At 73.0% G+C, this 26,772-nt stretch carries 26 protein-coding genes and 2 pseudogenes; 14 read left to right on the top strand and 14 right to left on the bottom strand.

Annotated features, from left to right (window positions below):
- The 5 genes and pseudogenes from ACWC9T_RS33370 to ACWC9T_RS33350 form a co-directional block, all read left to right on the top strand.
- A pseudogene (locus ACWC9T_RS33370) lies at positions 1-279 on the top strand (hypothetical protein); the annotation flags it as partial.
- A gap of 189 nt (positions 280-468) precedes the next feature.
- Positions 469-1,104, top strand: coding sequence for a class I SAM-dependent DNA methyltransferase (locus ACWC9T_RS33365; RefSeq protein WP_449824798.1), 636 nt, complete (start codon positions 469-471; stop codon positions 1,102-1,104).
- A 115-nt stretch (positions 1,105-1,219) separates the two neighbouring features.
- On the top strand, positions 1,220-1,789 hold the full coding sequence (locus ACWC9T_RS33360; RefSeq protein ID WP_449824797.1) for a methyltransferase family protein: 570 nt from the start codon (positions 1,220-1,222) through the stop codon (positions 1,787-1,789).
- A gap of 207 nt (positions 1,790-1,996) precedes the next feature.
- Positions 1,997-2,263: a Sec-independent protein translocase subunit TatA gene (tatA, locus tag ACWC9T_RS33355; RefSeq protein WP_449824796.1), complete on the top strand. Its 267-nt coding sequence runs from the start codon at positions 1,997-1,999 to the stop codon at positions 2,261-2,263.
- A gap of 158 nt (positions 2,264-2,421) precedes the next feature.
- Entirely contained in the window at positions 2,422-2,589 is a 168-nt protein-coding gene (locus tag ACWC9T_RS33350; RefSeq protein WP_449824795.1) for a hypothetical protein, read from the top strand.
- A 481-nt stretch (positions 2,590-3,070) separates the two neighbouring features.
- Here ACWC9T_RS33350 and ACWC9T_RS33345 read toward each other — a convergent pair whose 3' ends face one another.
- From ACWC9T_RS33345 to ACWC9T_RS33325, 5 genes are all read right to left on the bottom strand, one after another.
- Entirely contained in the window at positions 3,071-4,627 is a 1,557-nt protein-coding gene (locus ACWC9T_RS33345) for a protein kinase domain-containing protein (RefSeq protein WP_449824794.1), read from the bottom strand.
- Positions 4,628-4,639: 12 nt separating this feature from the next.
- Entirely contained in the window at positions 4,640-6,919 is a 2,280-nt protein-coding gene (locus tag ACWC9T_RS33340) for a bifunctional polysaccharide deacetylase/glycosyltransferase family 2 protein (RefSeq protein WP_449824793.1), read from the bottom strand.
- Between the two features lie 191 nt (positions 6,920-7,110).
- Positions 7,111-7,791, bottom strand: coding sequence for a hypothetical protein (locus ACWC9T_RS33335; RefSeq protein WP_449824792.1), 681 nt, complete (start codon positions 7,789-7,791; stop codon positions 7,111-7,113).
- Positions 7,792-8,085: 294 nt separating this feature from the next.
- Positions 8,086-9,072: a hypothetical protein gene (locus ACWC9T_RS33330; RefSeq protein ID WP_449824791.1), complete on the bottom strand. Its 987-nt coding sequence runs from the start codon at positions 9,070-9,072 to the stop codon at positions 8,086-8,088.
- A complete protein-coding gene (locus ACWC9T_RS33325) occupies positions 9,069-9,695 on the bottom strand; it encodes an RNA polymerase sigma factor (RefSeq protein ID WP_449824790.1) in 627 nt (208 codons plus the stop codon). The genes ACWC9T_RS33330 and ACWC9T_RS33325 overlap by 4 nt, the downstream gene beginning before the upstream one ends.
- Positions 9,696-10,298: 603 nt before the next feature.
- Here ACWC9T_RS33325 and ACWC9T_RS33320 point away from each other — a divergent pair.
- The 3 genes from ACWC9T_RS33320 (at position 10,299) to ACWC9T_RS33310 (ending at position 12,728) form a co-directional block, all read left to right on the top strand.
- The gene (locus tag ACWC9T_RS33320) at positions 10,299-11,006 is read left to right on the top strand and encodes a VC0807 family protein (RefSeq protein ID WP_449824789.1); all 708 of its coding nucleotides are present in this window, start codon (positions 10,299-10,301) and stop codon (positions 11,004-11,006) included.
- A 143-nt stretch (positions 11,007-11,149) separates the two neighbouring features.
- On the top strand, positions 11,150-11,887 hold the full coding sequence (locus ACWC9T_RS33315; protein ID WP_449824788.1) for a tyrosine-protein phosphatase: 738 nt from the start codon (positions 11,150-11,152) through the stop codon (positions 11,885-11,887).
- Between the two features lie 85 nt (positions 11,888-11,972).
- The gene (locus ACWC9T_RS33310) at positions 11,973-12,728 is read left to right on the top strand and encodes a Clp protease N-terminal domain-containing protein (RefSeq protein ID WP_449824787.1); all 756 of its coding nucleotides are present in this window, start codon (positions 11,973-11,975) and stop codon (positions 12,726-12,728) included.
- A 54-nt stretch (positions 12,729-12,782) separates the two neighbouring features.
- On the opposite strand, the gene ACWC9T_RS33305 is transcribed toward ACWC9T_RS33310, so the two are convergent.
- The 4 genes from ACWC9T_RS33305 to ACWC9T_RS33290 all read right to left on the bottom strand — a co-directional run bounded on the left by ACWC9T_RS33305 (position 12,783) and on the right by ACWC9T_RS33290 (position 15,751).
- Complete coding sequence (locus ACWC9T_RS33305; RefSeq protein WP_449824786.1) at positions 12,783-13,274, bottom strand: NUDIX domain-containing protein; 492 nt, start codon at positions 13,272-13,274, stop codon at positions 12,783-12,785.
- A 298-nt stretch (positions 13,275-13,572) separates the two neighbouring features.
- Positions 13,573-14,598 (bottom strand): sigma-70 family RNA polymerase sigma factor, encoded by a 1,026-nt coding sequence (locus ACWC9T_RS33300; RefSeq protein WP_449824785.1) that lies wholly within the window; start codon positions 14,596-14,598, stop codon positions 13,573-13,575.
- 493 nt (positions 14,599-15,091) lie between these two features.
- Positions 15,092-15,364: a hypothetical protein gene (locus tag ACWC9T_RS33295; protein WP_449824784.1), complete on the bottom strand. Its 273-nt coding sequence runs from the start codon at positions 15,362-15,364 to the stop codon at positions 15,092-15,094.
- Positions 15,365-15,484: 120 nt separating this feature from the next.
- Entirely contained in the window at positions 15,485-15,751 is a 267-nt protein-coding gene (locus ACWC9T_RS33290; protein WP_449824783.1) for a UBP-type zinc finger domain-containing protein, read from the bottom strand.
- 616 nt (positions 15,752-16,367) lie between these two features.
- On the opposite strand from ACWC9T_RS33290, the gene ACWC9T_RS33285 reads away from it, so the two are divergent.
- Together ACWC9T_RS33285 and ACWC9T_RS33280 are read left to right on the top strand one after the other, a co-directional pair.
- Entirely contained in the window at positions 16,368-16,490 is a 123-nt protein-coding gene (locus ACWC9T_RS33285) for a hypothetical protein (RefSeq protein ID WP_449824782.1), read from the top strand.
- A 148-nt stretch (positions 16,491-16,638) separates the two neighbouring features.
- Entirely contained in the window at positions 16,639-19,335 is a 2,697-nt protein-coding gene (locus ACWC9T_RS33280) for a lysylphosphatidylglycerol synthase domain-containing protein (RefSeq protein WP_449824781.1), read from the top strand.
- Positions 19,336-19,346: 11 nt separating this feature from the next.
- Here ACWC9T_RS33280 and ACWC9T_RS33275 read toward each other — a convergent pair whose 3' ends face one another.
- Positions 19,347-19,544, bottom strand: a complete 198-nt coding sequence (locus ACWC9T_RS33275) for a hypothetical protein (RefSeq protein ID WP_355672201.1) — start codon at positions 19,542-19,544, stop codon at positions 19,347-19,349.
- 198 nt (positions 19,545-19,742) lie between these two features.
- Here ACWC9T_RS33275 and ACWC9T_RS33270 point away from each other — a divergent pair, with 198 nt between their 5' ends.
- From ACWC9T_RS33270 to ACWC9T_RS33260, 3 genes are all read left to right on the top strand, one after another.
- The gene (locus ACWC9T_RS33270; protein ID WP_449824780.1) at positions 19,743-20,210 is read left to right on the top strand and encodes a carboxymuconolactone decarboxylase family protein; all 468 of its coding nucleotides are present in this window, start codon (positions 19,743-19,745) and stop codon (positions 20,208-20,210) included.
- Positions 20,211-20,370: 160 nt separating this feature from the next.
- Positions 20,371-21,015 (top strand): class I SAM-dependent methyltransferase, encoded by a 645-nt coding sequence (locus ACWC9T_RS33265; RefSeq protein WP_355672203.1) that lies wholly within the window; start codon positions 20,371-20,373, stop codon positions 21,013-21,015.
- Complete coding sequence (locus ACWC9T_RS33260) at positions 21,012-21,590, top strand: TrmH family RNA methyltransferase (RefSeq protein ID WP_380608578.1); 579 nt, start codon at positions 21,012-21,014, stop codon at positions 21,588-21,590. Before ACWC9T_RS33265 ends, ACWC9T_RS33260 begins: the two co-directional genes overlap by 4 nt.
- A gap of 360 nt (positions 21,591-21,950) precedes the next feature.
- Here the strand turns inward: ACWC9T_RS33260 and ACWC9T_RS33255 are convergent, their stop codons facing one another.
- The 3 genes from ACWC9T_RS33255 to ACWC9T_RS33245 all read right to left on the bottom strand — a co-directional run bounded on the left by ACWC9T_RS33255 (position 21,951) and on the right by ACWC9T_RS33245 (position 23,860).
- Entirely contained in the window at positions 21,951-22,199 is a 249-nt protein-coding gene (locus ACWC9T_RS33255) for a DUF6059 family protein (RefSeq protein ID WP_449824779.1), read from the bottom strand.
- Positions 22,200-22,368: 169 nt separating this feature from the next.
- Positions 22,369-23,346 carry a transposase family protein gene (locus tag ACWC9T_RS33250; protein WP_449824778.1) on the bottom strand — a complete coding sequence of 326 codons (978 nt, stop codon included), beginning with the start codon at positions 23,344-23,346 and terminating at the stop codon, positions 22,369-22,371.
- Positions 23,347-23,512: 166 nt separating this feature from the next.
- Complete coding sequence (locus tag ACWC9T_RS33245) at positions 23,513-23,860, bottom strand: VOC family protein (protein ID WP_045695196.1); 348 nt, start codon at positions 23,858-23,860, stop codon at positions 23,513-23,515.
- Positions 23,861-24,544: 684 nt separating this feature from the next.
- Between ACWC9T_RS33245 and ACWC9T_RS33240 the strand changes: the two genes are divergently transcribed.
- A complete protein-coding gene (locus tag ACWC9T_RS33240; RefSeq protein ID WP_449824777.1) occupies positions 24,545-26,449 on the top strand; it encodes a DNA/RNA helicase domain-containing protein in 1,905 nt (634 codons plus the stop codon).
- On the opposite strand, the pseudogene ACWC9T_RS33235 reads toward ACWC9T_RS33240, so the two are convergent.
- A pseudogene (locus ACWC9T_RS33235) lies at positions 26,402-26,677 on the bottom strand (phosphorothioated DNA-binding restriction endonuclease); the annotation flags it as partial. The gene ACWC9T_RS33240 and the pseudogene ACWC9T_RS33235 sit on opposite strands and share 48 nt — an antisense overlap.
- Between the last annotated feature and the right edge of the window lie 95 nt (positions 26,678-26,772).

Here is a 26,772-nt window from a genome sequence, read left to right as displayed (position 1 = left end):
CGCTCAGAAGGTCAAGGGCCAGACTTCGGTCGGCCGGACCTTCTCCGCCAAGGCCGAGACCGGTGGCGACGGCGGCCGGTCTCCGTCGCGGCCCACCTGCCCGGACAGCTCGGCGCGGACCTGCTGGAGACCGCCCGCACCGCCTTCACTGACGGCCTCCACGTCGCCGCCGCCGTCGGCCTCCTCTTCGCCCTCGGCGCGGCCCTCCTGGCCTACCGCCTCCTGCGCCACCTCCCGGCAGCCACCCCGGCCCCCGAGCCCGAGGCCGCCGCCGCCTGACCCACCCGTCGGCCCCGATCCACGCGAGTCATCGAGAGCCCCCGCCCACCCCGGGCGGGGGCTCTCCGCCGTCCGCGGGAGACGGGTGGGGGCGGAGCGGCAGCGGGTGGGCCGGGCGCGGGGGCGGACGGTCGGGCGGGGTTCGCAAAGGCCCGGTGCGGGGGCGGGTGGGCGTGTCAGGGTGGGGGCATGGTGACTGGTCACGGGCGGGTGCGCGGTAGTTACGACGTGGTGGCGGAGGAGTACCTGGGGCGGATCGGGGGTGAGTTGGCGTACAAGGTGGTGGACCGGGCGCTGCTCGGGGTGATCGTGGAGGAGGCGGCCGGCGGGACGGTCGCCGACCTGGGGTGCGGGCCTGGGCACGTGACGGGATGGCTGGTCGGCCAGGGGGCCGCGGTGGTGGGGGTCGACCTCTCGCCGAAGATGGTCGAGCTGGCCCGGCGGGAGCAGCCGAAGGCCGAGTTCCGCACCGGCGACCTGCTGGCGCTGCCGGCCACCGACGGGGAGTTCGCGGCCGCCGTGGCGCTGTACTCGGTGATCCACCTGGAGCCGGAGGAGTTGCTTCCCGCCTTCGTCGAGATGCGGCGGGTGCTGCGGCCCGGCGGGGTGCTGCTGGTCTCCTTCCACCTGGGCGACGAGGTGCGGCGGATGGCGCAGTGGTGGGGCCATCAGGTCGACGTGGACTTCCACTTCCTGCGGACCGAAGCGGTCACCGCCCGCCTCACCGAGGCCGGGTTCGCCGTCGAGGCGCGACTGGAGCGGGAGGGCCTGCCCGAGGAGGCGCCCACCCGGCGCGGCTACCTGCTGGCCCGGCGCCCGGAGTAACCGGCCGGAGACCGTCCACCCGGGGGTGGACGCTCCGGCGTCCACCCCCGGGTGCGTGTCGCGGCGGGCCCGCCGGAGGACCGTGGAGGGGCAACCACGACCGTCAGGAGCCGCCATGTCCCTGCCGTCCCTCCTCTCCCTGCTCGGCCTCGTCTGCTGGGTCGGCTACGAGCTGCTGCTGCGCCGCCGCGAGGACGACGCCACCGGCAGCTGGCACGCGGACGACCGCGACCGCGGCTCGACCCGGCTGCTGATCGGCTGCTACCTCGCGTCCGCCCTGGTCGCGGCGCTGTTCAGTCGCGCCTCGATCGGCGAACTGCCCAGCTGGGCCCGCTGGTTCGGGGTCGCCCTGGTCGCCGCCGGGCTGGCGCTGCGGGCCTGGGGCATGCGGACCCTGGGCCGGTACTACACCCGCACCCTGCGCACCGTGGACACCCAGCACGTCGTCCGCAACGGCCCGTACCGGCTGATCCGCCACCCCGGTTACGCGGGCAGCCTGCTGGTCTGGGGCGGCTACGCGTTCGGTGCGGCGGGCTGGGCGGCGGCCCTGGTGGTCACCGCGCTGCTGCTCGGCGCGTACGGATGGCGGATCGCCGCCGAGGAGCGGCTGCTGCTCTCTGTCTTCGGACGGGCGTACGCAGAGTACCGTGGGGCGTCGAAGCGCCTGGTGCCGTTCGTCTACTGATCGCACCGGCGCCCGTACGGATGTGAGGCAGGACACCGGCCACCCGGGAACGCCCCCGCCGCACTCACGGTCCGCTTGAGCAGCACCTGGTTTTTGGCCAGCGTTTCCCGGCCGGTGTATCCGTTCGCCGTCAGGTCCAGGCATACTGGCGAGCATGGGCGCTAGCGCCCCCCGTGACTCTAGACAAGAAGGGACCGGTGGCCAGGGATGCTGCGGAACGGTCTTGAGCCCTGGCACATCTTCGTGGTGCTGGCGGTCGTCATCCTGCTGTTCGGGTCGAAGAAGCTGCCGGAGATGGCCCGCGGCCTCGGCAAGTCGATGCGCATCCTGAAGGCGGAGACCAAGGCGATGCGCGAGGAGGACCCCTCGGCGGAGGCAGGCACCGCCCAGAGCACGGCCGCCGACCGTCCGGCCGTCACGCCGACCAACGTGACCAAGGCCACCGAGGCGAAGCGCCCCGAGACGACCGCCTGAGTCACACAAGCTCCCGTTGAGCCCCCGGTGGACCCCCGCCGGGGGCTCAACGCCGTTCCGGGGCCCTTGTCCGACCGGTCCGGCCCAGGACCCCGGCCAGGTCACCGCAGGGAGTCGAGCCACTGGACGAGGCGATCTCCGAGGCCCTGGGCGAGGAGGTGGCCTTCCTGGAACTCTCCCGCGAGGAGGCCCACGCCCACATGGCGCGGTTCATGCCGCAGGAGGTCATCGGCGGCACCCTGGACATCCTCGTCCCGCTGCCCGCCGAGCAGACGATCAGCCCCGACGTGGAGCACGTCCTCCACCGTCCGGCCCGTCCCTTGTGACCGCCGGCCCGTAAAGCCAGGCGCCCTGACACCTGAAACAGAACGCGATCTCGAACGGACCTGCCCAGGTAAGACCGGGTGTCGGCCCGTGTGGGCCCGCAGTGCGAAGCCGGGCGTGAAGCAGCGCATCCTGGTGCCCGCCGGGAGGGCCGCGACGAGGGCGAGCACCTCCTGCGCGCCCCCCAGAACCCGATGGTCTCGCCGGGAACGCTGTCCGTCCATGCGTGCCAGCCGAGCGGATCGGTGATGCGGACGACCTCGATGCGCTCGATCAGGTCGGCGGTGGTGGGTATCAGCATCGAGCCGGTGTTCCAGCGGGCTCAGGCCGACAGGCGAAAGAGAGTGGGAAGTCAGGCGGGCCGGCTGTCCACTCCCCGAGGAGAGTTGTCCACAGGCTGTGGACAACTCCGCCCTCAGCTGCGGGTGGCGTCGATGACGCAGAAGCGGTTGCCCTCGGTGTCGGCGAGGCCGCGCGCGGGCGTCAGTCGTCCTGGTTGTCGGCCGTCGCGTGGAGGGTGGCGAACAGGGCGCCGAGGCGGGCGTTCCAGTTGGCGTAGGTGGGGGCGTCGATGGCGCGCTTCTTGCCCAGGTCCTTGATCGTCTTCTGGGCGCCCTTGAGCGTCTGGGCGGCCTCGTCGGGGTTGGCCTCGTTGAGGCGGGCGGCGGTGTCGTCGAGGATCTGCAGCAGCTCCGTCTGCTTGTCGCGCTCCTTGGTGATCGGGGCCTGGGCGACGGCCTGGCGGAAGGACTGCAGCTGGAGCGCCGCGGGCTGGTTGCGCGGGACGGCCTGGGTGGGGGCCGGGAGCCCGGCCGGGGTGGTGGGGGCGGCGGAGCCGGTGGTCGGGGTGGGCGCGGACGCCCCCGCCGGGGCGGTGGCCGGGGCGGTGGCCGCGGGCTTGGCGGCAGGCTTGGCGGCGGCGTGGCCGGCCGGCTCGTCGAAGGCGGTGAGGGCCAGGGCGGTGATCCCGGCCAGGCCGGCTATGCCGAGGGCCCCGAGGACCAGGGGCTTGTTGCGGCGGTTCCGGGCGGGCGCGGGAGGGGCGGCGGGCGGCGCGTCCGGGATCGGCGCCATCACCGAGGTGGCGGCGGCCGGGGGCCGGTGCGACTGGGGCGGGAGCAGGGTGGTGTGCTGCTGGTTCGGGTGCGCCGGGGCGACCGGCGGCAGCATCTGGGTGGGAGCGGCGGTCGCGAGCAGCTCCGCCGTCGGATCGCCGACGGCCAACCCCGGGACGGTGGCCAGCAGTTCGACACGCGCCGCGGTGGCATCGGCCGGGCGGTCGGCCGGATTCTTGGCGAGCAGCCGCAGCACGGCCGCGTCCAGCGCGGGCGGCAGGCCCGGGCGCCGTACGGACGGCGGCAGGGGCTGCTCGCTGACGTGCTTGAAGGCGATCGCCACCGGGGTCTCGGCGGTGAACGGGGTCTCGCCGGTGAGCATCTCGGTGAGCACACAGCCGACCGCGTACAGGTCGGTGCGACCGTCCAGGGCGGAGGCGGTGGCCTGCTCGGGCGAGAGGTAGGCGGCGGTGCCGAGCACGCTCGCGGTCTGGGTCAGGTTGCTGGAGGAGCCGGCCCGGGCGATGCCGAAGTCGACGACCTTCACGCCGCCGTCGTCGGTGATCATGATGTTCCCGGGCTTGATGTCGCGGTGCACCAGCTCGGCCGCGTGCGCGACCGCCAGCGCCTCGCAAACCGCCGCCGCGATGCCGACCGCCCGCTCCACCGGCAGCTGCGGCTGCTGGGCCAGGACCGCGGACAGCGAGCGGCCCTGGACCAGCTCCATGACGATGAACGGGGTGCCCTGGTCCACACCCGAGTCGAAGACCATGACGATCCTCGGGTGCACCAGCATGGCCGCGTGCTGCGCCTCACGGCTGAACCGTTCGGCGAAGCGCGGGTCGTCGGCGAGGCCCCCGTTGAGGATCTTCACGGCCACCTGGCGGCCCAGCACGCGGTCCACTCCGCGCCAGACGGTGGCCATGCCGCCGACGCCGAGTATCTCGACGAGTTCGTAACGCCCGTTGAGCGCCCGTCCGATCACCTGGAACTCCCCTCACGTGCCGTGCCCGGGGTTCCGGGCCGCCTCGTGCACCTGTGCACGATAGCCGCCGACGCCAACGGGGTCCGGAGCAGTTCCCTGGGCGGGCAAAGCGGTCGGCACGGCGGTGGGCGGGGTCTGGAGGCTGCCGTAGCGCTGCATCCGCTGCCAACGCAGCCGGGAGCCCGCCAGCGCGGTGAACACGGACTGGATCACCACCAGGTACATCAGCTGCCGGTAGACGAACTGCTGGAGCGGCAGACTCCAGAGCGGTCCGAGCTTCTCCTTGTCCAGCCGGAACGCGTACGCCCCCATCAGCATCTGGACCAGCAGGAACGCCGCCCACAGGCCAATGATCCGCACCGGGTCGAGGAAGGCCAGCCCGTAGAGCGCGAAGACGTCCACGACCGGGGCGAGCAACGGCAGCAGCACCTGGAACATCAGCAGGTAGAGCAGGCCGCGGCGGCCCAGCTTGCCCGCCTGCCCGCGCTGGGTGAGGGCGCCGCGGTGCTTCCACATCGCCTGCAGGGTGCCGTAGCACCAGCGGTAGCGCTGCCGCCACAGGGCGCTCAGCGAGGCGGGGGCCTCCGTCCAGGCCTTGGCCCGCTCCTCGTACACGACCCGCCAGCCGTCCCGGCACAGGGCCATGGTGAGGTCGGTGTCCTCGGCCAGGGTCTCCTCACCCACGCCCCCGGCGGCCAGCAGCGCGGAGCGGCGGAAGGCGCCGACCGCGCCGGGCACGGTGGGCATGCACTCGGCGAGGTCGAACAGCCGGCGGTCCAGGTTGAAGCCGACCACGTACTCGATGTGCTGCCAACGACCCAGCAGACCACCGCGGTTGACCACCTTGGCGTTGCCGGAGACGGCGCCGACGGCGGGATCGGCGAAGGGCTGCACCAGCATCCGGACGGCGTCCGGCTCGAAGACGGTGTCCCCGTCGACCATCACCAGCAGCTCGGCGCGGGCAGCGGCGATTCCGGTGTTGAGCGCGGCCGGCTTGCCGGCGTTCTCCTGCCGGATCACCCGGACGTACGGCAGGTTCAGCGACTCCACCAGGTCGGCGGTGCCGTCGGTGGAGCCGTCGTCGACCACGATCACCTCGACCGGGTGGTCGGAGGCCAGCAGCGAGCGGACGGCCGGCTCGATCCCGGCGATCTCGTTGTACGCCGGGACGATCACGCTGACCGGCTCGGTGACCGGCGGACCCCAGCCGCGGCGACGCAGCCGCTTGTGCCGACGGGCGGTGTACAGGACGATGACCGCGCGCAGCACGCTGATCGCGCCCGACGCCCAGAGCAGCCAGCCGAGGGCGGTGAGCACCCAGTTGCCGCCGTTCAGCAGCCAGATCAGGGCCAGGCCCTGCCAGTGGTCGCCGGCCCCGGCCGGGTGGACCGGGTCGGGCAGGCCGACGGCCTCGCTCACGGTGGTGAAACGGAAGCTTCGGGCCTTGAGCCCCTTCAGCACGTCGTCGAGCGCCGCGACGGTCTGCGAGCGGTCGCCGCCGGCGTCGTGCATCAGGAGGATCTGGCCCTGGTTGCCGGCTCCTGCGGTCGCCGCCTTGACGATCGCGGGCACTCCCGGACGGCGCCAGTCCTCGCTGTCCTGGGTGGTCAGCACGGTCAGGTAGCCCTCGCGGCCGGCCTGCTGGACGGCGGACCAGCCCGGGTCGTCCAGGGCCTCGGCGGTCGAGGAGTACGGCGGGCGCAGCAGCGAGCTGGTGACGTCGGCGGCCCCGGCCAGGGTCAGCTGGGCCTCGCGCAGCTCCAGCGAGCGGCGCCAGGAGGGCGCGGCACCCAGGTCGGTGTGGGTGAAGGTGTGGATGCCGACCTGGTGGCCCTCGGCGACCATCCGCCGGACCAGTTCGGGGTGGGCGGCGGCCTGGGTGCCGACCACGAAGAAGGTGGCGTGGACGTTGGCCCGCTTCAGGATGTCGAGGACCTGCGGGGTCCAACGCGGGTCGGGGCCGTCGTCGAAGGTGAGCGCGATGGTGCCGGGCTTGGGTGCGGCGGTGCGGGGCGCCGTCCCGGCGGCGGTGTCGATGACCGGGCCGCCGGTGCGGATTCCCTCCGGGACGGTATCGGCGGCGGCGGCAGCAGCGGCCCCGTCCGGACGGTCGTCGTAGAGGTGCTGGGTGTAGCCCTGGAACAGCAGGGTGGCGGCCAGGGTGAGCAGCAGGGCGGTCAGCAGCAGCCAGTGGGTGCGGAGCGGGCCCTTGGGCTGGCGGACGACGCCGCGGCGGCCCCGGCGCTGAGCGCGGGCGGGTGGGGCGGCTTTTCGGCGGCGGGCGTTGCTCACGGGGTGGGTGCTTTCCGGGGTTGGGGTCGGGGGGTGCGTGTGTGGAGGTCGACTCTCGGGAGGGTGGGTGCGGGGCGTCCCTCCCGCAGCGCGTCCCTCTCGCTCGGGCGAGTTGGTGGGGGGTGCGGGAGGGTGCTGGGGGTGGTTCTTGTTGCGGGCGCGCGGGCTTCGCCCTGCGCGCCCGCAGGGCGTCAGAGCTTGGTCGGGCGGTTGCCGGGCGAGTCGGTCGGGCGGCCGTGGCCGGGGGTCGGGGCGGCGCTGGGGGACGCGGTGGCGCCTCCGGTGCCGGTGCCTGCGGGGGGCGGCGGGGCGGTCGTGGGGTGCGCCGCCGTGGGGGACGTCGGGAGACCCACGGGCGCGGGTGGCGCGACGGGTTTGCCGGATGCCGACGAGCCGGTGGGGCTGTGGGTGGCCGTGGCCGGGTGGGCCGACCCCGGCTGCACGGAGTCGGGCCGTTCCGTCCCGATGTCGCTCGGGGCCGGGTCGGTCGCCGACTGGACGGGGGTGGGCGCGGGGGCGACGGCGACGGGGGCCTGGGGCAGCGGCAGGAACGGCGCGCTGACGGTTGGCCCGCCGAGCACCGTGCTGACCAGCAGCGTGAGGTAGCCGGCGGCCGGGACGGCCAGCAGCAGGCCAAGTCGACGGACCCGGCGCTGGCGGCGGCCGGAGGAGTCCACGAACACCGGGGCCGGGGTGGCTCCGGTGTCCTCGATGGGCGGCCCGGCCACAACGGCCGCGAATTCGGCGGTGTCGGTGTCCACGAAGGCCGGGAGGGCGGTGGTCTCGGCGGCCTCCGGGGAAGGGGAGGCGGCCGGGGAACCGGGCAGCGGTTCCCCGACCGCCGGCTCGTGGTCGTGCAGAGTGACGGTCACGGTCGGTCCAGTTCGGTCCGGGCACGGGGGGTGTGCGGCCCGCCCTGACTGCGGGCGGGCGGGCCGCACGTTCCGGGCCGACCGGGTCGGCGGCGCGTCCGGGGTGAGCGCCTGCCGGTCCGGCCGGGGCCGGCCGGGTGGACGGCGGGCACGGGGGAGCCGACCGGCCACCCGGAGCTTTCGGGTGGTGTTGCGGTGGTGCGGTGGTGCGGTGGTGCGGTGGTGCGGGTGGTTCGGTCCGGGTGGGCGACGAGCCCGGGGGGAGTCGCTCGCCGCCCACCCGGAGTTCTGGGGTTACCTCTCGGTGGTGGAACTGTCGGATTTGCTCGGCCGGGCGGCGGACGGGGTCGGCGCGGCCGGTCCGGGCGGAACCGTCACACCGGACTTCCCGGGCTTGTTCCCGGAGCCGCCGTTGGCGTTGGCGTCCCCGTTCCCCTTGCCGACGCCGGTGTTCGGGTCGGTACTGGGGATACCGGTGGTTTGGTTGGGATCGTGCGACTGCGCGCCGGCGCCCGGATGGGAGTCGCCTCCCGGTTTGCCGAGTGCCTCCCCGCAGTAGTCCACCACCACGTCCGCGCTGCCGGCCGCGGCGACCAGCAGAGCGAACTGGGGATCGGCGACCAGCTGGCCGGGGCGGTCGCCCTTGGCTGTCCGGTCGGCGAAGACGCGGCACAGGGCGACCAGCGTCGGAGTGGCCGCCTGCCCACCGTGCCCGTTCGCCGGAGGCGTCGGGGCGGTGGTCGGTCCGGCCGACTGCGCGGTGGTGCCGGACGGCCGGACGGAGCCGGTGGACGGCGAGGCGCCGCCCGGGTGGAGACCGGGGGTCCGGTCGGTGTCCGAGGAGCTGCCGAAGACGCCGCTCGCGGCGGGCGGGGTGCGCTCCGGCTCGGGCCCACCACCGCCCAGGGCGGACTGCAGGTTCCCGGTTCCGGCGGCGACCGCCACCCCGCACAGCGCGGTGGCACCGAGCACGGCGGCAGCGGCCTTCGTACTGAAGGCCCTGGTCAGCGCGGCGGTTGCCATCGATCGTCTCCGGATGGGGGTCACTACGGGGTCGGGCGTGAGACTCGCCTCCCGGAACGCGGCCAGTGCGGCCTCCTCCCCGGCCAGTTCCGCTGCGGTCGCCGGGGCGGCGGCCGCGGCCAGCACCCGGGCGACGTGCCCGGGACCGTCCGGTCCGGTGAGCGAGGCGTCCTGCCCGGCCGACGGGCCGCCCACGGCACCGCCGAGCAGTTGCTCAGCGGTATCACGGTCGATCCGACGGGATCGGTTGGTGCTCATCTCATGTCCTTCAGCGTCGCGGCCCGGCGTTCTGTCACACCTTGCGGAGAACTTTTTTTCGCCGGGTTCCTCGGGAGCTCCCCGGCGCGCGATTCGGGGGCTCTCCTGGAGGCGGGGATCCCGGTCACACCGTGCTGTTCCAGCAGCTTGGCCAGCTTCTTCAACCCGCGGTGGGCGGCCATCCGGACGCTGCCGGCCCGCTTGCCGAGCACCTGGGCGGCGCTCTCCGCGTCCAGTTCCATGACCACCCTCAGCAGCACCGCCTCGGCCTGGTCGCGCGGCAGCCGGGAGATCAGCGCCAGCGCATCCCCGGTGCCGACCGCGGACAGCGCGGCGCCTGCGGTGTCGTCCCCGGCCGCGAGCTCGGCCAGGTACTCGAAGGGCAGGTCAGCGACCGGACGGCGGCGCCGGGCGCGCAGGTGGTCCATCGCCCGGTTGCGGGCGATGGTGGCGGCCCAGCCCCGGAACCCGTCCCCGTCGCCGGAGAAGCCGCGCAGGTCGCGGGCGATCTGCAGCCAGGCCTCGGAGGCGATGTCCTCGGCGTCCTGGATGTCCTCGGGCCGCCCGCCGACCAGCACCCGCAGGTACCGCAGCAGGCCCGGTTGGACGGTCCGGAACAGCAACCGGAAGGCCTCCTCGTCCCCGCCCTGGGCGGCACGTACCGCCGCGGCCAGATCGGGGGGAGCCGGGGCACGGCCCGGTGGCGGGCCTTCGGGGGGTACGGGTCCGGGCCCGCCGACGGGACCGCCGGTGCCCGCTCCGGGGCGTTCTGCACTCTGCACCCGCCACATCATGAGGCATCCCGGCGAACGGGGCGGCGCCGGTCGAAGGACCGGTCCGGTCGGGACCGTCGAAGGACCGGTCCGGTCGGGACCGAGATCCCGTCGACGGCTGCCGTTCGCCCGCGCCCGGGATGCCGCTCCTGCCGACGCCGTCGGTAGGCGAATCGGTCCGGGTCAAGGACGCACCACCGAGCAGGGACGAACCGCGATGACGACTGCCCGCGAGCTGCACGCGAGCGGACTGCGCGAGCACCTCGCATCCGTCCTGCGCCCACCGGTTTCCCTGAGAATGTGCAGGTCAGAGGGGGTGTCACGGGGCGCACCATGACAACTGTCATGCGGATCCGGCAACGGACGGCACTGCTCCGGCGAAGGGGCGGCCGGAAAAACTGGAGGCACGACGCGGGCAGGGGCCCGCGGCCGCCGACCGGGGAGGAACCCACCATGAGCAGCCAGGCCGTCAGCACCGCCACCGCCACCGGCCCCGCCAAGGAGCAGAACCCGCTGGTCTCCGGGCTCCGCCCGCTCGCCCTGGACGTGGCCGCTCCGCTGGTCGGCTACTACGTGCTGCACTCGGCCTGCGGTCTGAGCGAGTTCGCCGCGCTGGCCTGGAGCAGCGCCTTCCCGGCGGCCCGGACCGTCCTCGGTCTGCTGAGCGAGCGCAAGCTCAACCTGTGGGCCTCGCTGATGCTGGTGGTCAACCTGGCGGGCCTGGCGCTCACCTTCGTCACCGGCGACGCCCGGATGATGATCGCCAAGGACGGCGGGCTGAGCGGCACCGTGGCGCTGGCGATCCTGGTCTCGGCACTGGTCGGCCGCCCGGTGATGACCCCGATGCTGATGCCCTTCATAACCAAGGGCAAGCGGGACCGGGCCGCCGCCTGGCAGCGGCTGGTCGAGGGCCGGGCGGCCGCCTCGCGGGCCTTCCGCCGCCACGAGCGGGTGTTCGCCGGCATCTGGGGCACCGCGCTGCTGACCGAGTGCGTGGCCCGGGTGGTCGGCGCCTTCACCCTGCCGGTCTCGACCATGGCCTGGCTGTCCACCGTGTTCCTGATCGGCGCGATCGCGGGCGGCTCGATGCTCGGCCAGATCGCGGTCGAGCCGATCGAGAAGCTGGTCAGCACCGAGGCCGAGCAGCCGACCGCCGAGTGAGCCACGGATCAACCGCGCACCGACCATCGCCTGAACTGCCGGTTCCGAGGATTCGAACAGCCAGGAACCATCGGGATCTCCTGGGAGTCTTATAACGAGGGGGTAACGGGACCCCCCGAATCGACGAACCGGGGAGCCCCACCATGCGGACGAACGCACTGACCACCACCGAGGACCGCACCCTCGCCTGGGACGGCTGCCTGAACGTCCGCGACCTGGGCGGACTGCCCACCGCCTCCGGCCGGCTGACCGCCCGCGGGGCGATAGCCCGGGCGGACAACCTGGACCGCCTCACCCGCGAGGGCTGGGGCGCCCTCCTCGACCACGGCGTCCGCACCGTGATCGACCTGCGCAACGCCGAGGAGTACAAGCCGCTCCTCCCGCTCCCCGAGGGCGTCGAGCTGATCCGCGTCCCGCTGGACGAACTGGCCGGCCCCGCCTGGTGGAACGTCTACGGCCGCCTGGACGGCACCCCACTGGCCCTCCGCCCGTACCTGGACCACTGCCCGCACGCCGCCGCCGCGCTGGTCACCGCGATCGCCGACGCCCGCCCCGGCGGGCTGGTGGTGCACTGCGGCGCGGGCCGTGACCGCACCGGCCTGGCCACCCTGCTGCTGCTCGCCCTGGCCGGGGTCGACCGGGCCGCGATCGCCGAGGACTACCTGCTGAGCAGCCCCAATGTCCGCCCGCTCTACGGAATGCTCGGCCTGCCGGACCCGTACCAGCGGATCGACGCGGTGCTGACCGAAGCCGGGACCAGCGCCGAGGCCGTCCTGGAGTCCACGCTCGACGGGCTCGACCCGGCCGGCTACCTGCTCGCGGCGGGGGTCACGCCCGCCCGGATCGCCGCCGTCCGGGAGCGACTGCTGCCCGCCGCGTGAGTCGGCCCGCGGCCCGGGCGCACCATCCGCAAATAGCGTCAACCGATGGTTGACGATGCGAGGATCGACAACCTACGGTTGACGCATGGAGAATCCCGTTGTTCCCAACACCGCTCCGTTGCGCCTCGACGACCTGATCGCCGCGATCAAGAAGGTCCACACCGACGCGCTCGACCAGCTCTCCGACGCGGTCATCGCCGCCGACCACCTCGGCGAACTCGCCGACCACCTGATCGGCCACTTCGTCGACCAGGCCCGCCGCTCCGGCGCGTCCTGGACCGACATCGGCCGCAGCATGGGCGTCAGCAAGCAGGCCGCCCAGAAGCGTTTCGTCCCCAAGGACCCGGGTACCCCGACCGACCTCGATCCCAGCCAGGGCTTCGCCCGGTTCACGCCCCGGGCCCGCAAGGTCATGGTGGCCTCGCAGGAGGAGGCCCGACGGGCGAGCAACCCCGAGATCACCGCCGAGCACATCCTGCTCGGCCTGCTCGCCGAGCCCGAGGGCATCGGGGTCAAGGCGCTCGCCGCCCAGGGCGTCACCCCGGAGGCCGTCCGCACGGCGGTCACCGCCGTCCTGCCGACCACCGTCGACCACGTGCCCGCGCTGATCCCGTACGACGCCCAGGGCAAGAAGGTGGTGGAGCTGACCTTCCGCGAGGCGCTCAAGCTCGGGCACAACTACGTCGGCACCGAGCACATCCTGCTCGCGCTGCTGGAGCTGGAGAACGGCGCGGGCGTGCTCGCCGGGCTGAAGGTGGACAAGTCCGAGGCGGAGACCTTCATCTCGGAGGCCATCGCCGCCATCATCGCCGCCCGGAACGCGGAGTCCGAGCAGCAGTGAGGATCCGGCGCCCTTCCGCGGACGGAACTCCCGTCCGGGGAAGGGCGCTTCGTCCTAGAAGCCGGAGATGCGGGTGGTGACGATCCGCACCCGGCCGTCGGCGGCCGCATCCAGGGCCGCCCGCAGTCGGGCCGAGCGGGCCGGGCCGAGCAGGTCCAACGCCTCCTCGACGGCGGCCCAGCGGTAGGTGTCCAGCTCGCCGGCCGGGACGGTCACGGGGGTGTCGTCCGGGACGGTGCCGAAGTCGAACATGAAGTGCTCGGCGGGGTGGTCCAGTTCGCCCGAGGGGTGGGTCCAGGAGATGGCCAGCAGCTCACCGGCCTCCTGGACGATGCCGGTCTCCTCCTCCAACTCCCGCTTGGCGCACTCGACCGGGCCCTCGCCGAGGTCGATCGTCCCGCCCGGGAACTGCCAGTGCTCGCGGTACCCGGCCTTCACGATCAGGATCCGGCCGGACTCGTCGCGCAGCAGGCAGCCCGCGGCAGCGTAGATCCGGGGCAGCGAGGCCAGCCATTCCTCGCGGGACTTCAAGGGCTCAGCCGTCACTGTGCTCCTCCTGGGGCAGGGTGGGTTCGGTCGCCCCCACTCTGCCACCGGGCATCCGGCGCCGATTCGTTCCGGACCGATGAGTCGGCGCCCTCGCCGCAGTCCAACCGGCATGAAAACCACACCCCGCGAAGCCGTACTGACCTGTGACCTGGGCGCGCTGACCGCCCCCGACCTGGCCGTGGTCGACGCCCTCGCCCGGCTGCGACTGGCCGCCGCCCGACACCGGGTGGGCGTGGTGCTGCTGAACGCGAGCGGCCCGCTGCGGGAGCTGCTCGCGTTCAGTGGGCTCTCGGCGCTACTGCCGGGAACGGCCGATCCGCTGGACGTCGCCGGGCTCACGGACCCACTCGGCGTCGAGCCGGGGCGGGAGGCCGAAGAGCGGGAAGAGCACATCGGTGCCCAGGAAGTTGGTGAAGCCCGTGATCCGGCCCTCTGACACCTCCAGGACGATCAGCGCCCACGGCTCGTGCCCGCCCGCCGGGCTCGGCCGGTACTGGGCGAAGGCCGGACCGCCGTTGGCCGTCACCGGAAGCAGCCGGGAGCCCCGGCAACCGTGCCCCGGGCCCAGCATCCAGGCCCGCAGCTCGTCCCGCCCCTGCAGCCACATCGCGAACGGCGGCATGTTGAGCGTGACGTCCTCGTGCAGCAGCGCGGCCAGGCCGTCCATGTCGTACGCCTCGAAGGCGCGGACGTAGCGGTCCAGCAGCGCGCGGTGGTCCTCGTCCAGCGCGGGGGCCGGGCGGGCGGCCGAGGCGTCCGAGACGAGCACCGCGCGGGCCCGCTGCAGCGCGCTGTTGACCGAGGCGACCGTGACGCCGAGCAGTTCGGCCACCTCGGCGGCCTTCCAGCCGAGCACCTCGCGCAGGATCAGCACCGCCCGCTGCCGTGGCGCGAGGCGCTGCAGCACGGCGACGAAGGCCAGCTTCACCGACTCGCGCTGGGCAGCCACCTCGGCCGGGTCTCCCGTCTCGGGGAGCACCCGGCCGTCCGGCGCGGGGCCGATCCAGGTCACCTCGGGCAGCTGGGTGCCGCTCGCGGTGGCCACCGTCACCGGCCCGGCGAGGTCCATCGGACGAGCCCGGGCGCCCCGGCCGTTCAGCGCGTCCAGGCAGACGTTGGTGGCTATTCGGTACAGCCAGGAGCGCAGCGCGGCCCGCCCCTCGAAGCCCTTGTGCCCGCGCCAGGCCCGGATCATGGTCTCCTGCACCGCGTCCTCGGCCTCGAAGACCGAGCCGAGCATGCGGTAGCAGTAACCGGTGAGTTCGGTCCGGTACCGCTCCAGCTGGAGCTCGACCGGCTCCTCCGCGATCACCTCGGTCATGGTCGCCCCCGTCGTCCTGCCGTCTTCCGATGCCTTGTGATTACGATGCACCTGACGTGCCGACAGGAACCTAGCGCACGGCACTGACAGTCGGGTCACCGCTTGCCGTGGACCCGGCCGGAGCCGAAGCCGGCGGTCACCACCTTCCACGGAGTGGGTGACTCCTGGCCCTCGATAGCCGGTCAGGTCGGGGCTGGCCACCACGGCACGGGAGAGGTCGCGGGTGGCGAGGACCGCGCCGGATACGGACGTCCGTACGGGGGCTCGCCAACGGCGGTGCGCCCTGGGGGCGGCGGCTCGGACGGGACCGAGTCTTCGGGAGAGCGGCTGCTCGCGGCATCGGAGAACGCCCCGGAGGCGCCCCGGACAACGCCCCTGATCGCACGTCAGGGGCGGACGCCGGGCTTGCAGCATCCGCCCCTGTGGCGCTGTCGGGCACCGTCGGCACCGTCGGGCAGCGAACTCCGCCGGGGTCGACGGGCGCCGTCGCCGGTCAGTGGGCGGAGTGCTTCTCCGCACCGCGGTGCCGGTGCCCCTTGAGTTCCGCGTGCATCGGTGGAGCGGCGTGCATCACCGAGGTCGCCGCGTCGCGCCCGCCGTGGCGGAAGGCGTCGCCGGAGAGGTTTCCGGCGACGTAGGCGGACATGTTCACGGTGCGCGGCTTCGGTCCGAGGCTGCTGGGCGTGCTCGCCATGCCCCGGCGTTCCAGCAGGTCCTGGGCGCCCTGGCGGAGCTTGGCGGTGCTGCCCGGGGTTCGCTTGGTCATCGTCGGCCTCCCTTCGGCGGCTGCGGCCGGACGGTTGCCGGCCGGAGGGGCCGCACGGGCGTTATGTCCGGATTTTATCCGGGTTGCGGGCCGGTGCCACTGCGAAGGGCCTCGCCGTGATCAGCCCATGACCTCGTGGACGAAGCACCAGCGCCAGTCCTCCCCCGGCTCGTAGGAGCGGATCACCGGGTGGGAGGTGTTGTGGAAGTGCGCGGTGGCGTGCCGCTGCGGCGAGAAGTCGCAGCAGCCGATGTGGCCGCAGTCCAGGCAGATCCGCAGGTGCGTCCAGTCCCGGCGGCCCTGGGCCAGGCAGTCGGCGCAGCCGTCGGTGGGCGGAAGGGGCTCGATGTCCCGGGGGGCCATAGCGAGGTCTTCGCAGGCACTCATGGTCGAAGGCTATGACGGCCCGGACCGGGCCGCGTCAGGACACGCCCGGGGCCCCGGCGGCGGGGCCGGGGGCCGTTCCCGGTGCCGTCCGGGTGGTACTGCCTTTCCCAGGAAGGGTTCCCGGGCCGGCCCTTCCCAGGCTGGGCTGTCCCGGGCTGTCCTGGGCTGGGCTGGGCTGTCCCGGGCTGAGCTGTCCCAGGAGGGGCGTGACCCTGGGTCGGCGTCGACAGCGCGCGCAGTGGCCGACGTCAGCGTGCCCCAGGAGCCCAGGAGCCCTCGGTGAGCTACCCCGCCCTCGCCACCCGGGCACCGCCGTCGTCACCGGAGCCGCCAGCGGCATGAGCGCCGCCACCGCCCGGCTGCTCGCCTCCGACGGTGCCCGGGTGGGCTGCTCGCCCGCCGCACCGACCGGGTCTCCTCCATCGCCTCGCACGTCGTCTTCCCCGACTACGCCGTGTACGGCGCCACAGGCCGCGCTCGCCCAGCTGTCCGCCGCCCTGCGCACCGAACTCGGCCCGCGCGACGTCCGGGTCAGCGCGATCGAGCCCGGCCTGACCGACACCGAGTTCGGCGGGCACAATCGACAACCCGGTGCTGCGGGAACGACTCGGGGGGCATGTTCGCCGCGATCCCGGCGCTCAGCGCGGAGGACGTCGCCGACCTGATCGCCTGCACGGTCAGCCGTCCCCGGCACGTCATCCTGCGCCACCGGGTGGTGCTGCCGGTCCGGCAGGCGTAGGGGACCGGCCCCGAGCCGTGCGGGATACCGGCTCCGGGGCCACGGGTGGCATGGGAGCATGCCACCCGTGGCGATCGTGACGGGGAGAACGAACGGCGACACCGGCGGGGGCGGCGGTGTCCCGCCCACCGGGCAGTCGAATACGGGCATGGGCATACCCAGGCAGCCCGGAGCCCGCGAGCCCGGACGTCGGCAGCCCGACGACCGGCAGCCCGGAGACCGACGGTCCCGGATGCGGCCGCTCACCGACACCGGCCGGATCCGGCAGCCCGTCGCGCTGTTCCGGCTCCTCGTCGGCCTGCTCGGGATCGCCCTCACCCTGCTGCTCGCCGACTACGCCCGCGCCACCACCGGAGGCATCGCCGCCGACGTCGCCGAGGCCGCCGCACTGGTGCCGCGGCCGCTGGCCGGCCTCGCGGGCGGACTCACCACCGCCGCGGTCCTGCTGGTGCCCGTCGGACTCGCCGTCCGCCGACTGCTCGGCCCGGACCGGCGGCGCGCCCTCCAACAGGTCTCCGACGGGCTGCTCGCCGCCGTCCTCGCGTACGGCGCCACCCTCGCCCTCGACCTGTGGGCCGACGACCTCGCCCCGACCTCCCTGATCACCGCGCTCACCCAGCGGCTGCCCGCCGACGTACTTGCGCACACCGAGCCGGTCTACGGCTACCTCGCGCCCGTCCTCGCCTTCATGACCGCCTCCGGCAGCCGCGAACGGCGCCTGCCCTGGGCCGTCCTCGCGCTCTCCGGCCTCGCCGGACTGGCCGGCGGCTACGCCACCCCCACCGCGCTGCTGCTCGGCCTGCTCATCGGCTGGACCGGTGCCCACGGCACCCTGTACGCCGTCGGCACCCCGGACCCGCGGCCCCGGCCCGGCGAGGTGCTGCGGGCCCTGCGGGACAGCGGGCAGCGACCGGTCGAGGCGCTCCCCGCGGGGCCGGACCACTACCGGGTCCGGCAGGCCGAGGGATGGCCGGAACTCGACATCCAGCTCCTCGACCGCCAGGCCGTCACCGCCGCCGCCCTCCAGCGCGCCTGGCGCCGCCTGCGGCTGCGCACCGCCCCGCACCCGCGGGCCCTGCGCTCCCCGCGCACCGGGCTGGAGCACGAGTCCCTGGTCACGTACGCGGCCCTGGCTGCCGGCGTCCGCACCCGCCGCATCGCCGCCACCGCCGGCCTCGGCCACGACACCGCCCTCATCGCGTACGAGCACCTGGCCGGCCGGACCCTGGACCAGCTCCCCGACGAGGAGGTCACCGACGACCTCCTCGCCGACGCCTGGCGCCAGCTCGTCCTCCTCCAGCGCCGCGAGATCGCCCACCGCGCCCTGGTCCCCACCTCCCTGCTGATCGACGACACCGGCGCCGTCCACCTGGTCGACTTCGCCGACGGCGACATCGCGGCCAGCGAACTCGTCCTGCGCTGCGACATCGCCCAACTCCTCACCACCCTCGCCCTCCGCACCGGAGCCGCCCGCACCGTCCACAGCGCCACCACCGTCCTCGGCCCCGACACCATCGCCGCCGCCCTCCCCCTCCTCCAGCCCATCGCCCTCGCCCGCTCCACCCGCCAGGCCCTCAAGCAGCACGCGAAGGCGAAGGGGGCTGCCGCGCCCGATGCTGCGGAGCGAGGCGGGGAGGCAACTACGACCCCGGCCGCTGTGGCGGCCGAGGCCGAGGGGCGCGCCGAGGCCGAGGGGCGCGCCGATCCGCAGCCCGCGGCCAGGACGGCCGTGGAAGTCCGCGCAGCAGGCGCCGCGCCGACCGCTGACACCGCCGCGGCCGCGTGCGCCGCCGACGAGCACGCCCAGGACCCCCACGGCGACGGGACCGTACCCGGGGGGCTGCTGGAGGAGATCCGGGCGGAGGTGGTGCGCGGGCGGCCCGAGGGGGTGGGGCGGCCGGTGCGGTTGGAGCGGTTGCGGCCGCGGACCCTGCTGGCCGTCGTGGGCGGGGTGGTGGCCGGGTGGCTGCTGATCCCGCAGTTCTTCGCGGCGGAGGACAACCCGGTCGCGGCGTTGGCGGACGCCGATCCGTGGTGGCTGGCGCTGGCGCTGGTGGCGGCGGGGTTGAGCCACGTGGCGGCGGCGATGGGGTTCGTCGGGTTCGTGCCGGAGAAGCTGAACTTCCGCAACGTCGTGCTGGCGCAGCTGGCCGGGGCGTTCGTGAAGCTGGTGTCCCCCGGCGGTGTCGGCGGGATCGCGCTAAACACCCGGCTGTTGCAGCAGGCGAACATCCCGACCGCGCAGGCGCTGTCCAGCGTCGGGGTGGGGCAGTTGCTCGGGCTGGTGCTGCACCTGTTGCAGCTGGGGGCCTTCGTCTACCTGCTGGACCTGCAGCCCGGCGGTTCGGAGCTGGACGCGCTGCCCGCCGTGGTGGGCGGGCTGGCGGTGGCGGCGGTGCTGCTGGCGGTGGTGTGGGCGATCCCGTCGGCCCGGCGGTGGCTGGCGGCGCGACTGCGGCCGCTGACCGCCGAGGTGCTGCCGCGGCTGCTGGACCTGTTGCGCAATCCGGGGCGGCTGGCGGTGGGGGTGGCCGGGCAGCTGCTGGTGTCGATCTGCCTGATCGCCTGCCTGTACTGCTGTGTGCGGGCGATCGGCCGGGAGCCGTCCTTCGCCTCGGTGGCGGTGGTGTTCCTGGTGGGCAACGCTGCGGGCAACGTCGCGCCGACCCCGGGCGGGGCCGGCGCGGTGGACACGGCGCTGGTCGCGCTGCTGCAGCAGACCGCGTCGATGGAGAAGGGCGGGGCGCTGGCGGCGGTGGCGCTGTTCCGGCTGCTGACGCTGATCCTGCCGGTGTTGCCGGGCTGGGCGGCGATGACCTGGCTGCAGCGCCGCAAGGCCCTGTAGGCCAGCGGCTCCTACTCGCGGTAGTCGTCCTCGTCGAGCTGGACCACCCGGCTCTGCTCGGCGGCGTCCGCGACGTCGGTGGCCGGGTCGGCGCCGAGGGCCCGGCGTTCGGCGACCTCGTCGTACTCGTCGCCGGTGGGTGCTTCGTCGTCGGGCTCGACGGTCTCGACGGCCTCGTCGATCAGGTAGTCCTCGTGATTCTGCGGCATGGCGTCCGTCCTCGCTGTTCGGAGGCTCCCACGGGTGGCGGTACTGGCAGTATCCGCCGCCCGGCGCCCGGACGCGATGTCCTGGGCCCCGCTCCGGCGTGTTGCCCGCACCGCCCCCGACCGGAGGGGAATTGACCCGCGAAACGCATAGCGGAATGACTCAAGAGGCTGGTGCATTCCGCGCCTAGGGTCGTAGCCATGACGACGAACGACATCACCGCCGCCCCCACCCGCCTCGACTACGCCCGCACCGTCCCGAAGGTGTTCCGCGCGATGATCGCCCTGGACGCCGCCGCCCGCGACGGCCTGGACCCGGCACTGGTGGAACTGGTGCAGATGCGCACCTCGCAGCTGAACGGCTGCGCGTACTGCCTGGACATGCACACCAAGGACGCCCGCAAGGCCGGCGAGACCGACGAGCGGATCTACCTGCTCCCGGTCTGGCACGAGGCCCCGGCCGGGGTGTACAGCGGGCGCGAGCGGGCCGCACTGGCGCTCGCCGAGGAGATCACCCGGATCGGCGGCGGGGTCTCGGACGAGGTCTACGCGCGGGCCGCCACGCACTTCGAAGAGGCGGAACTGGCGCAGCTGATCTCGGTCTGCTTCACCATCAACGCCTGGAACCGGATCAACGTGGCCACCCGCAAGAGCCCGGGCACGCTGTAGCGGCGGCAGGCGCCCGCAGGTCCGCGCGGAACGCGCCGCAGGCCACCGGGGGTACGATCGGTGCCGTACCCAGGGCTCATCCGCACCCACCCGGTGGCCCCGAGGCCCATACGAGCGACGGCCCTGGCGAACGACGGCCCTTACGAACGACGGGAAGTTCATGTCCGGCTCGCACTACTTCACCGGTGCACCCGAGGTCGCCAGCGAGCGCCGGCCGATCACGGTCTCCCTCCCGGACATCACCCTGGAACTGACCACTGACACCGGGGTGTTCTCCCGCGGCCGGCTCGACCCCGGCACCCGGATCCTGCTGGAGCACGCCCCGCAGCCGCGGGTGCGCGGCCCGATCCTGGACATCGGCTGCGGCTACGGGCCGATCGCGCTGACCTGGGCGACCCGGCGCAAGCGGCTGCCGGTGTGGGCGGTGGACGTCAACGAGCGGGCACTCGAACTGGTACGGCTGAACGCCGAGGCACTGGGGCTGGGCAACGTCCAGGCCGCGCTGCCGGACGACGTCCCGGAGGACGTCCGCTTCGCCACCATCTACTCCAACCCGCCGATCCGGATCGGCAAGGCCGCGCTGCGCGGGCTGCTGACGCACTGGCTCGGCCGGCTGACCCCGGACGGCTCGGCGTTCCTCGTGGTACAGAAGCACCTGGGCTCGGACTCGCTGCAGAAGTGGCTCAACGAGCAGGGCTACCCGACCACCCGGGTCACGTCGGTCAACGGGTTCCGGATTCTGGAAGCGCGGCCCCGCCCGGATGCGGGCGAGGGCTCCGAGAGTGGACGGGGTACCACGTCGTGAAGCAGTTGCGCGGGACCGAACTGAAGCGTCTGCACCGCTCCTGGCGGCGCAGCAACGAGTTCCGGCTCGCGATGATCCTGGAGAACCTGCAGTCGCCGTTCAACGTCGGCTCGGTGGTCCGGACCGGGGCGGCGATGGGCGCCGAGAAGCTGTACCTGACCGGGGACACCCCGTCGGTGCGCTCGTCCGGCGCGCAGAAGGCCGCGATGGGCACCGACAAGTACCTGAAGGTCGAGCACTTCCCGACCGTCGCCGAGGCGGTGGCGGCGGCGAAGGCCGACGGCTTCAAGGTGGTCGGACTGGAGCTGGCGGACGAGGCGGTGCCGATGTTCGCCGCCGAACTGACCCCGGCGGTGGCCTTCGTGCTCGGGCACGAGGACCGCGGGATCACGCCGGAGGCGCTGGCGCTCTGCGACCAGGTGGTGTTCGTGCCGCAACTGGGCCGGGTCGGCTCGCTGAACGTCTCGGCGGCCGCGACGGTGGCCTGCTACGAGGCGCGCCGCCAGGGGTACGCGATCAGCGGCACCCCGGACGGCAGCGACCTCGGCGGCGACCTCGGCGGCGACGAGGAGTAGTCCGCAGGAGCGTGACAGAGGTGGCGGGGCGGTCCGGGCGGACCGCCCCGCTTCTCGCGCACCCGCGGATCGTCGCCGGGCGACCGCGCCCGCCCTGGACGCGGTGCGGCGCGCCGTCCGCCGAGACCCCCGGCGAAGGGCCGGTCCCCCCGACGGGGGGGGAGCCGGTCCGTTCGTACGGCAGAGGCCCCGGCCGGGGGGGCAGCTGGGAGCGTGGAGACAGCCGGGCAGCAGCCCGACTCCCTTCTCCCCGTAGAGGATTGACCATGCGCAAGCCCACCGCTGCCATCGCGCTCGCCACCGCCGTCACGGCCCTCGCCGCCGGAACCGCGGGCACCGCCGCGACCGCGCAGTCCTCACCTACCTCGACCAGTAACCCGGAAGATCGACCAGCTGACTCCAGAGCCTCCGCTCCACCGCCGACATCCCGACGTCCCCCGCCACCCGCTCCGGATGCCCCGGTCCTGGCCCCGTCAACCCCACGGCCTCCGCCTCGGCCGCCGCCACCGCCCCCGCCCCCGCCACGTGCGCCTGCCCGAGCGCCACCAGCCCGGCCCCCAACCGCCACCACAACCGCCCGACCCGCCTCCACCACACCCCACTCGCCATCCCCCCAGCCTGCCCACACCCCCTCGAGCCCCCCTCGACCCGCTCCCCACCACTCCACCCCGGCCAACGCAAAAGGCCCGGTCAGAACATCTGACCGGGCCTTCCACTTACGACCTTGGGAGCGATTGAGTTCGAGCCGTGCTCACCTGGCGGGTCGGCTGGAGGGTGATCAGCAGGCGGTCTGCCGGGCGAGCACCAGTTCGGTGCTGGGTTTGCGGCGGGTCGCGCGCTGGGCGGAGCGGTCGGAGACCAGTCCGGTGATGGCGAGGTGGGTCTCGGCGTAGGTCTCGCGGCGTCCGGTGAACCTCTGGAGCGGCCGCCACTGCTTGTACTCGGCGTTGGTGTGTTCCACGCAGATCCGTGCCGAGGACTGGCGGCGCCTCCGTTCGCGCCAGGCGTGGTGCTCGCCCAGCGGGGCGTCGTCCTTCGGCTTCTTCGGCGGGGCGCTGACCTGGTCGGGGAATTCGTTGGCCAGGCCCCGGTAGCCCTCGTCGACCTTCGCCCTCACGCCAGGGTGCTGTCGGAACTGCTCGGCGACGCCCTCGGAGCGTACGGCGGTCTGATCGTGCATGCGGCCGGGCCGGATCACCCCGCTGAACAGCGTTCGGCCCTGGCCGTCGCTGAACGTCGTCGTCTTGATCGTGTTCTGCTTCTTCTTGCCCGAGACGAAGGCCCTGCGGCCAGGGCGGCCCGCCCGCGGGCGGCGAACCTGGACCTCGGTGCCGTCGATCCGCAACTCGACGCCTTCGGCGTCAGCGTAGGCGAACAGGTCCTCCAGAGTGCGGATCCGCAGCCCCGGGCGGTCAGGGACGGCGAAGCCGCGGGACGCCAGCAGCGGGCGGACCTCGCGGATCGCGCCGGAGACCGTGGATCGGTCCACTCCGTACAACTCGGCGAGTGCCGCGTGCGGCAGCCCGAGGCGCAAGTACACCAAGGTGACCAACAGCCGGTCCACGAACACCAGCCGCCGCCTCGGGCCGGCACCTGCCGCCCGCCGCCGGTCACCACCGCGCCGCTCACGCAGCGCCGACTCTCGCGAAGCCTCCCACCGCGGAGCGAGTTCTTCGAGCAACTCGCCGAAGTGTGCGCGCGAGACCCCGGACAGGGCAGGATGGGAGCAGGCCGCACGGGCCCAGGCAAGCGTCACAACTCGCCCAACCCGCGCGGCCGCTATCACGTCACGCGCCAGCCGCTGCCAACCCCGACGACGTTGCTTCCTCTACGCCAATGCCAACGCTGCAGGCAGGACCGCTGCCAGAACGGCATCTGCTCACTGACGCCGACTACAGGCCTGGCCCGGGCATAGCGGGGCATCACCCCTCGCTCGCCGGAACCCAGGCGGCCAGTTCGTTCCCGCCGGGCTCACGGAAGTGAAAGCGCCGCCCGCCAGGAAAATCGAACGCCTCGACCGTGACCGTGCCGCCCGCCTCGATCACGGCCTGCCGTGTCGTATCGAGGTCGCCGACCTGGATCACAGCCAACGGCGCGGCCGGGGCCTCGGAACGGTCCTGCTGAAAGCCGAGGCTGACGCCGCTGCCGCAGTCCACGTCCAGGTACTCGGGACCATACGGTGTCGCGGCCCATCCGAAGACCGCTTGGAGGAACTGAGCCGACTGCACGGCCGAGGACGTCGGAAACTCGACCATCGTGAAGCTGTTCATGACGGACACCATAGTTCTGCGACCGCAGGCCGCCGTCACGCTGCGGACGAAGACCCCGCCGCTACCGGTCCCCAAGTCGTTACTGAGCCGCCTGCGGGATTCGAACCCGCGACCTACGCATTACGAGCCCGAGAGTGATCATGATGGCTGCTGTCAGCACCGATCACCTGGTGACGTTTCCGCAGGTCAGGACGTTGCACCGTGATCCACGATCCCGCCCGAACCGGCACGGGCCGCCCCGTCCGCTCACGCATCGCTCACGCATCGCTCACGCATAGAACGACGCGCCGCGGCCCCCAGGCTCTCCATCGTGGTCGGCGGCGACGCGGCCCGGCTGCCTCACGGTTGCGGTCTAGTTCGACGCTCAAGCGAGAGTCGTTGGCCTCGCCTTCGGCAAAGCCAGGCGTCGGGCCCGGGACTGACACGATGGCTGATACTCCGTTTCCAGCTCCCGACGCTACTGAGGCCGACGCCGCTCGCACGGCTGGCCATGCAAGCCGCCTGCGCCAGCCGTTCGTGACACCGACTGCTTCGGTGGATGCTGGCTCTCTCATGAGGCGTTCGGGTACGAGCTCAGACTCCCCGTTGTAGGTTTGGGACCGTCATCAGCGCGGCCCGCCGGGCTTCCCTCCAGGGACATGCCCCCACCCGCACGAGTCACTTCGTGCTGCCTGGGAGCATGTCTTGCTGTTCCGCGACTCCGCGTCCGCGGTCGCCGCCGAGAACCTGGCCGGATCACTGTTCGTGCGCCTCATAGATCAGTTCGTCCACAAGCATGGCCGCAAGCCCAGCCCATCCGAGGTGCGTTCCTGGGAGCGGAGCATTCCGGCCCTGACCAACACCCTCCTGGACGCCGGGCTTGGCATGGTGGAGATACTCCTTGAGTACTCGCTTCCGCTCAACAGCAAGCGAGCTGATGTCATACTCGCCGGCGTCCACCCGAGCACGGGCGAGCCGTCGTACGTGGTGGTCGAGCTCAAGCAGTGGAGCAGCGCGCTTCCGGAGGATGGCGAGCCGCTGCTCTGCCGGGTCGACGCGTACACCCGGCCGGTGCTGAACCCGATCGAGCAGGTCCGCGGCTACTGCGACTACCTGATCTCCTTCAACGGCGCACTCGCCGCCCATCCCGAGCGGCTCTCCGGAGTGGCCTTCCTCCACAACGCTACGGAGTTCGGCGTCCAGGGCCTCTACGAGGTGCAGCAGGACGAGCGCGGCCGGCTCTTCACCGCCGAGCGCCGCGGGGAGTTCATCCAGTACCTCCGCTCGAAGCTGAAGCCCGTCTCCGGTGCCGACGCGGCAGACCAGTTGCTCGCAGGCAAGGTGGCCCCGTCCAAGCAGCTGATGGCGGTCGCCGCCGAAGAGGTCCGCGAGCGCGAGCAGTTCGTCCTGCTGGACGAGCAGCGAGTCGCCTACGAGATGGTGCTGCGCGCGGTCCGTCAGGCACAGCAGTCCGACCACAAGGAGGTCGTCGTCATCACTGGCGGCCCGGGTACCGGGAAGAGCGTCATCGCGCTGTCCCTCCTCGGCGATCTGTACCGGCGTGGCGTCACGGCTCTCCACGCGACTGGATCCAGCTCGTTCACCACCACCATGCGTCGGATGGCCGGGGCACGGAAGCGCCAGGTACAGGAGCTGTTCAAGTACTTCAACAGCTTCATGACCGCCGAGCGCAACGGGCTGGACGTTCTGATCTGCGACGAGGCCCACCGGATCCGGGAGACGTCGGCGAATCGCTACACCCGGGCTGCCCAGCGCACCGGCAAGCCCCAGATCGAGGAGCTGATCGACGCCGCCCGGGTACCCGTGTTCCTGCTGGACGAGCACCAAGTCGTCCGACCTGGTGAGATGGGCACGGTGGCCCAGATCCGGGCCGCCGCTGCCGTAAAGGGCCTGGACTGCCGGGTGGTTGAGCTGGATAGCCAGTTCCGCTGTGGTGGCAGCGACGCCTACCTGCACTGGGTGGTGCGCCTACTGGGCCTGGAGGCTGGCGGTCCCCTCGCTTGGGAGCCCGATGGCAAGGTCGTCCTGGAGGTGGTCGACAGTCCCCAGGAACTGGAGGCGTTCCTCGACGCGCGGCGTGCGGAGGGATACGGCGCCCGCATGTCCGCCGGGTACTGCTGGAAGTGGACGACGAAGGTGGCCCCGGGCGACCCGCTTCCACTCGACGTACACATCGAGGACTGGGCCCGGCCATGGAACGTGTACGGCGACCGCTCGATCGCCGGCGCCCCTCCGGCCGCGCTATGGGCCACCGACCCGGCCGGCTTCGGCCAGGTCGGCTGCGTGTACACCGCCCAGGGCTTCGAGTACGACTGGAGCGGCGTCATCCTCGGACCGGACCTCGTCTGGCGCACCGATCGCTGGATCACCGACCGGACAGCGTCCAAGGACCCCGTCTTCCGCAAGTCCACGAGCGACGCCGACATCAACCGCCTGATCCGCAACACCTACAAGGTGCTGCTGACGCGTGGAATGATCGGCACGGTCGTGTACTCGACAGACCCGGAGACGCGCGCCAAATTGCGGGAACTGATAACCGGGCAGCGTGACCCAGAGCCCTGGTGCGAGCCTGCCGGCAGCTCCGCTTGAACGAAGGATCCGAATGCCGCTTCCGGGGCTCCCCGGACCTTGGTTGGTTCGGACCTCCCACACTCCGTCACTGGCCAGGTGGTGGAACGGGTAAGCGGGGGTTGTCGGGTGCGACGGTCCGTACTCGGCGAGCAGCCGCTTGAGCTCCTCCTCAACCGCGCTGTAGCGCAGTTCCCCGTCGGTGTCTTGCTGGTAGCTGCCAGGGTGTGACAGCAGCAGCAACGGCTTTGGGTGCAGTTCGTCCTGAGTGAGTGGTGCTTCAGGCTGCGAGGCGGAGTCTGTCCTGGTAGCGGGCTTGGTGGACACGACGGTGTTCCTGCTTG

Source organism: Kitasatospora sp. NPDC001159 (assembly GCF_053598235.1).
This window is presented reverse-complemented; position numbering and strand designations above follow the sequence as displayed.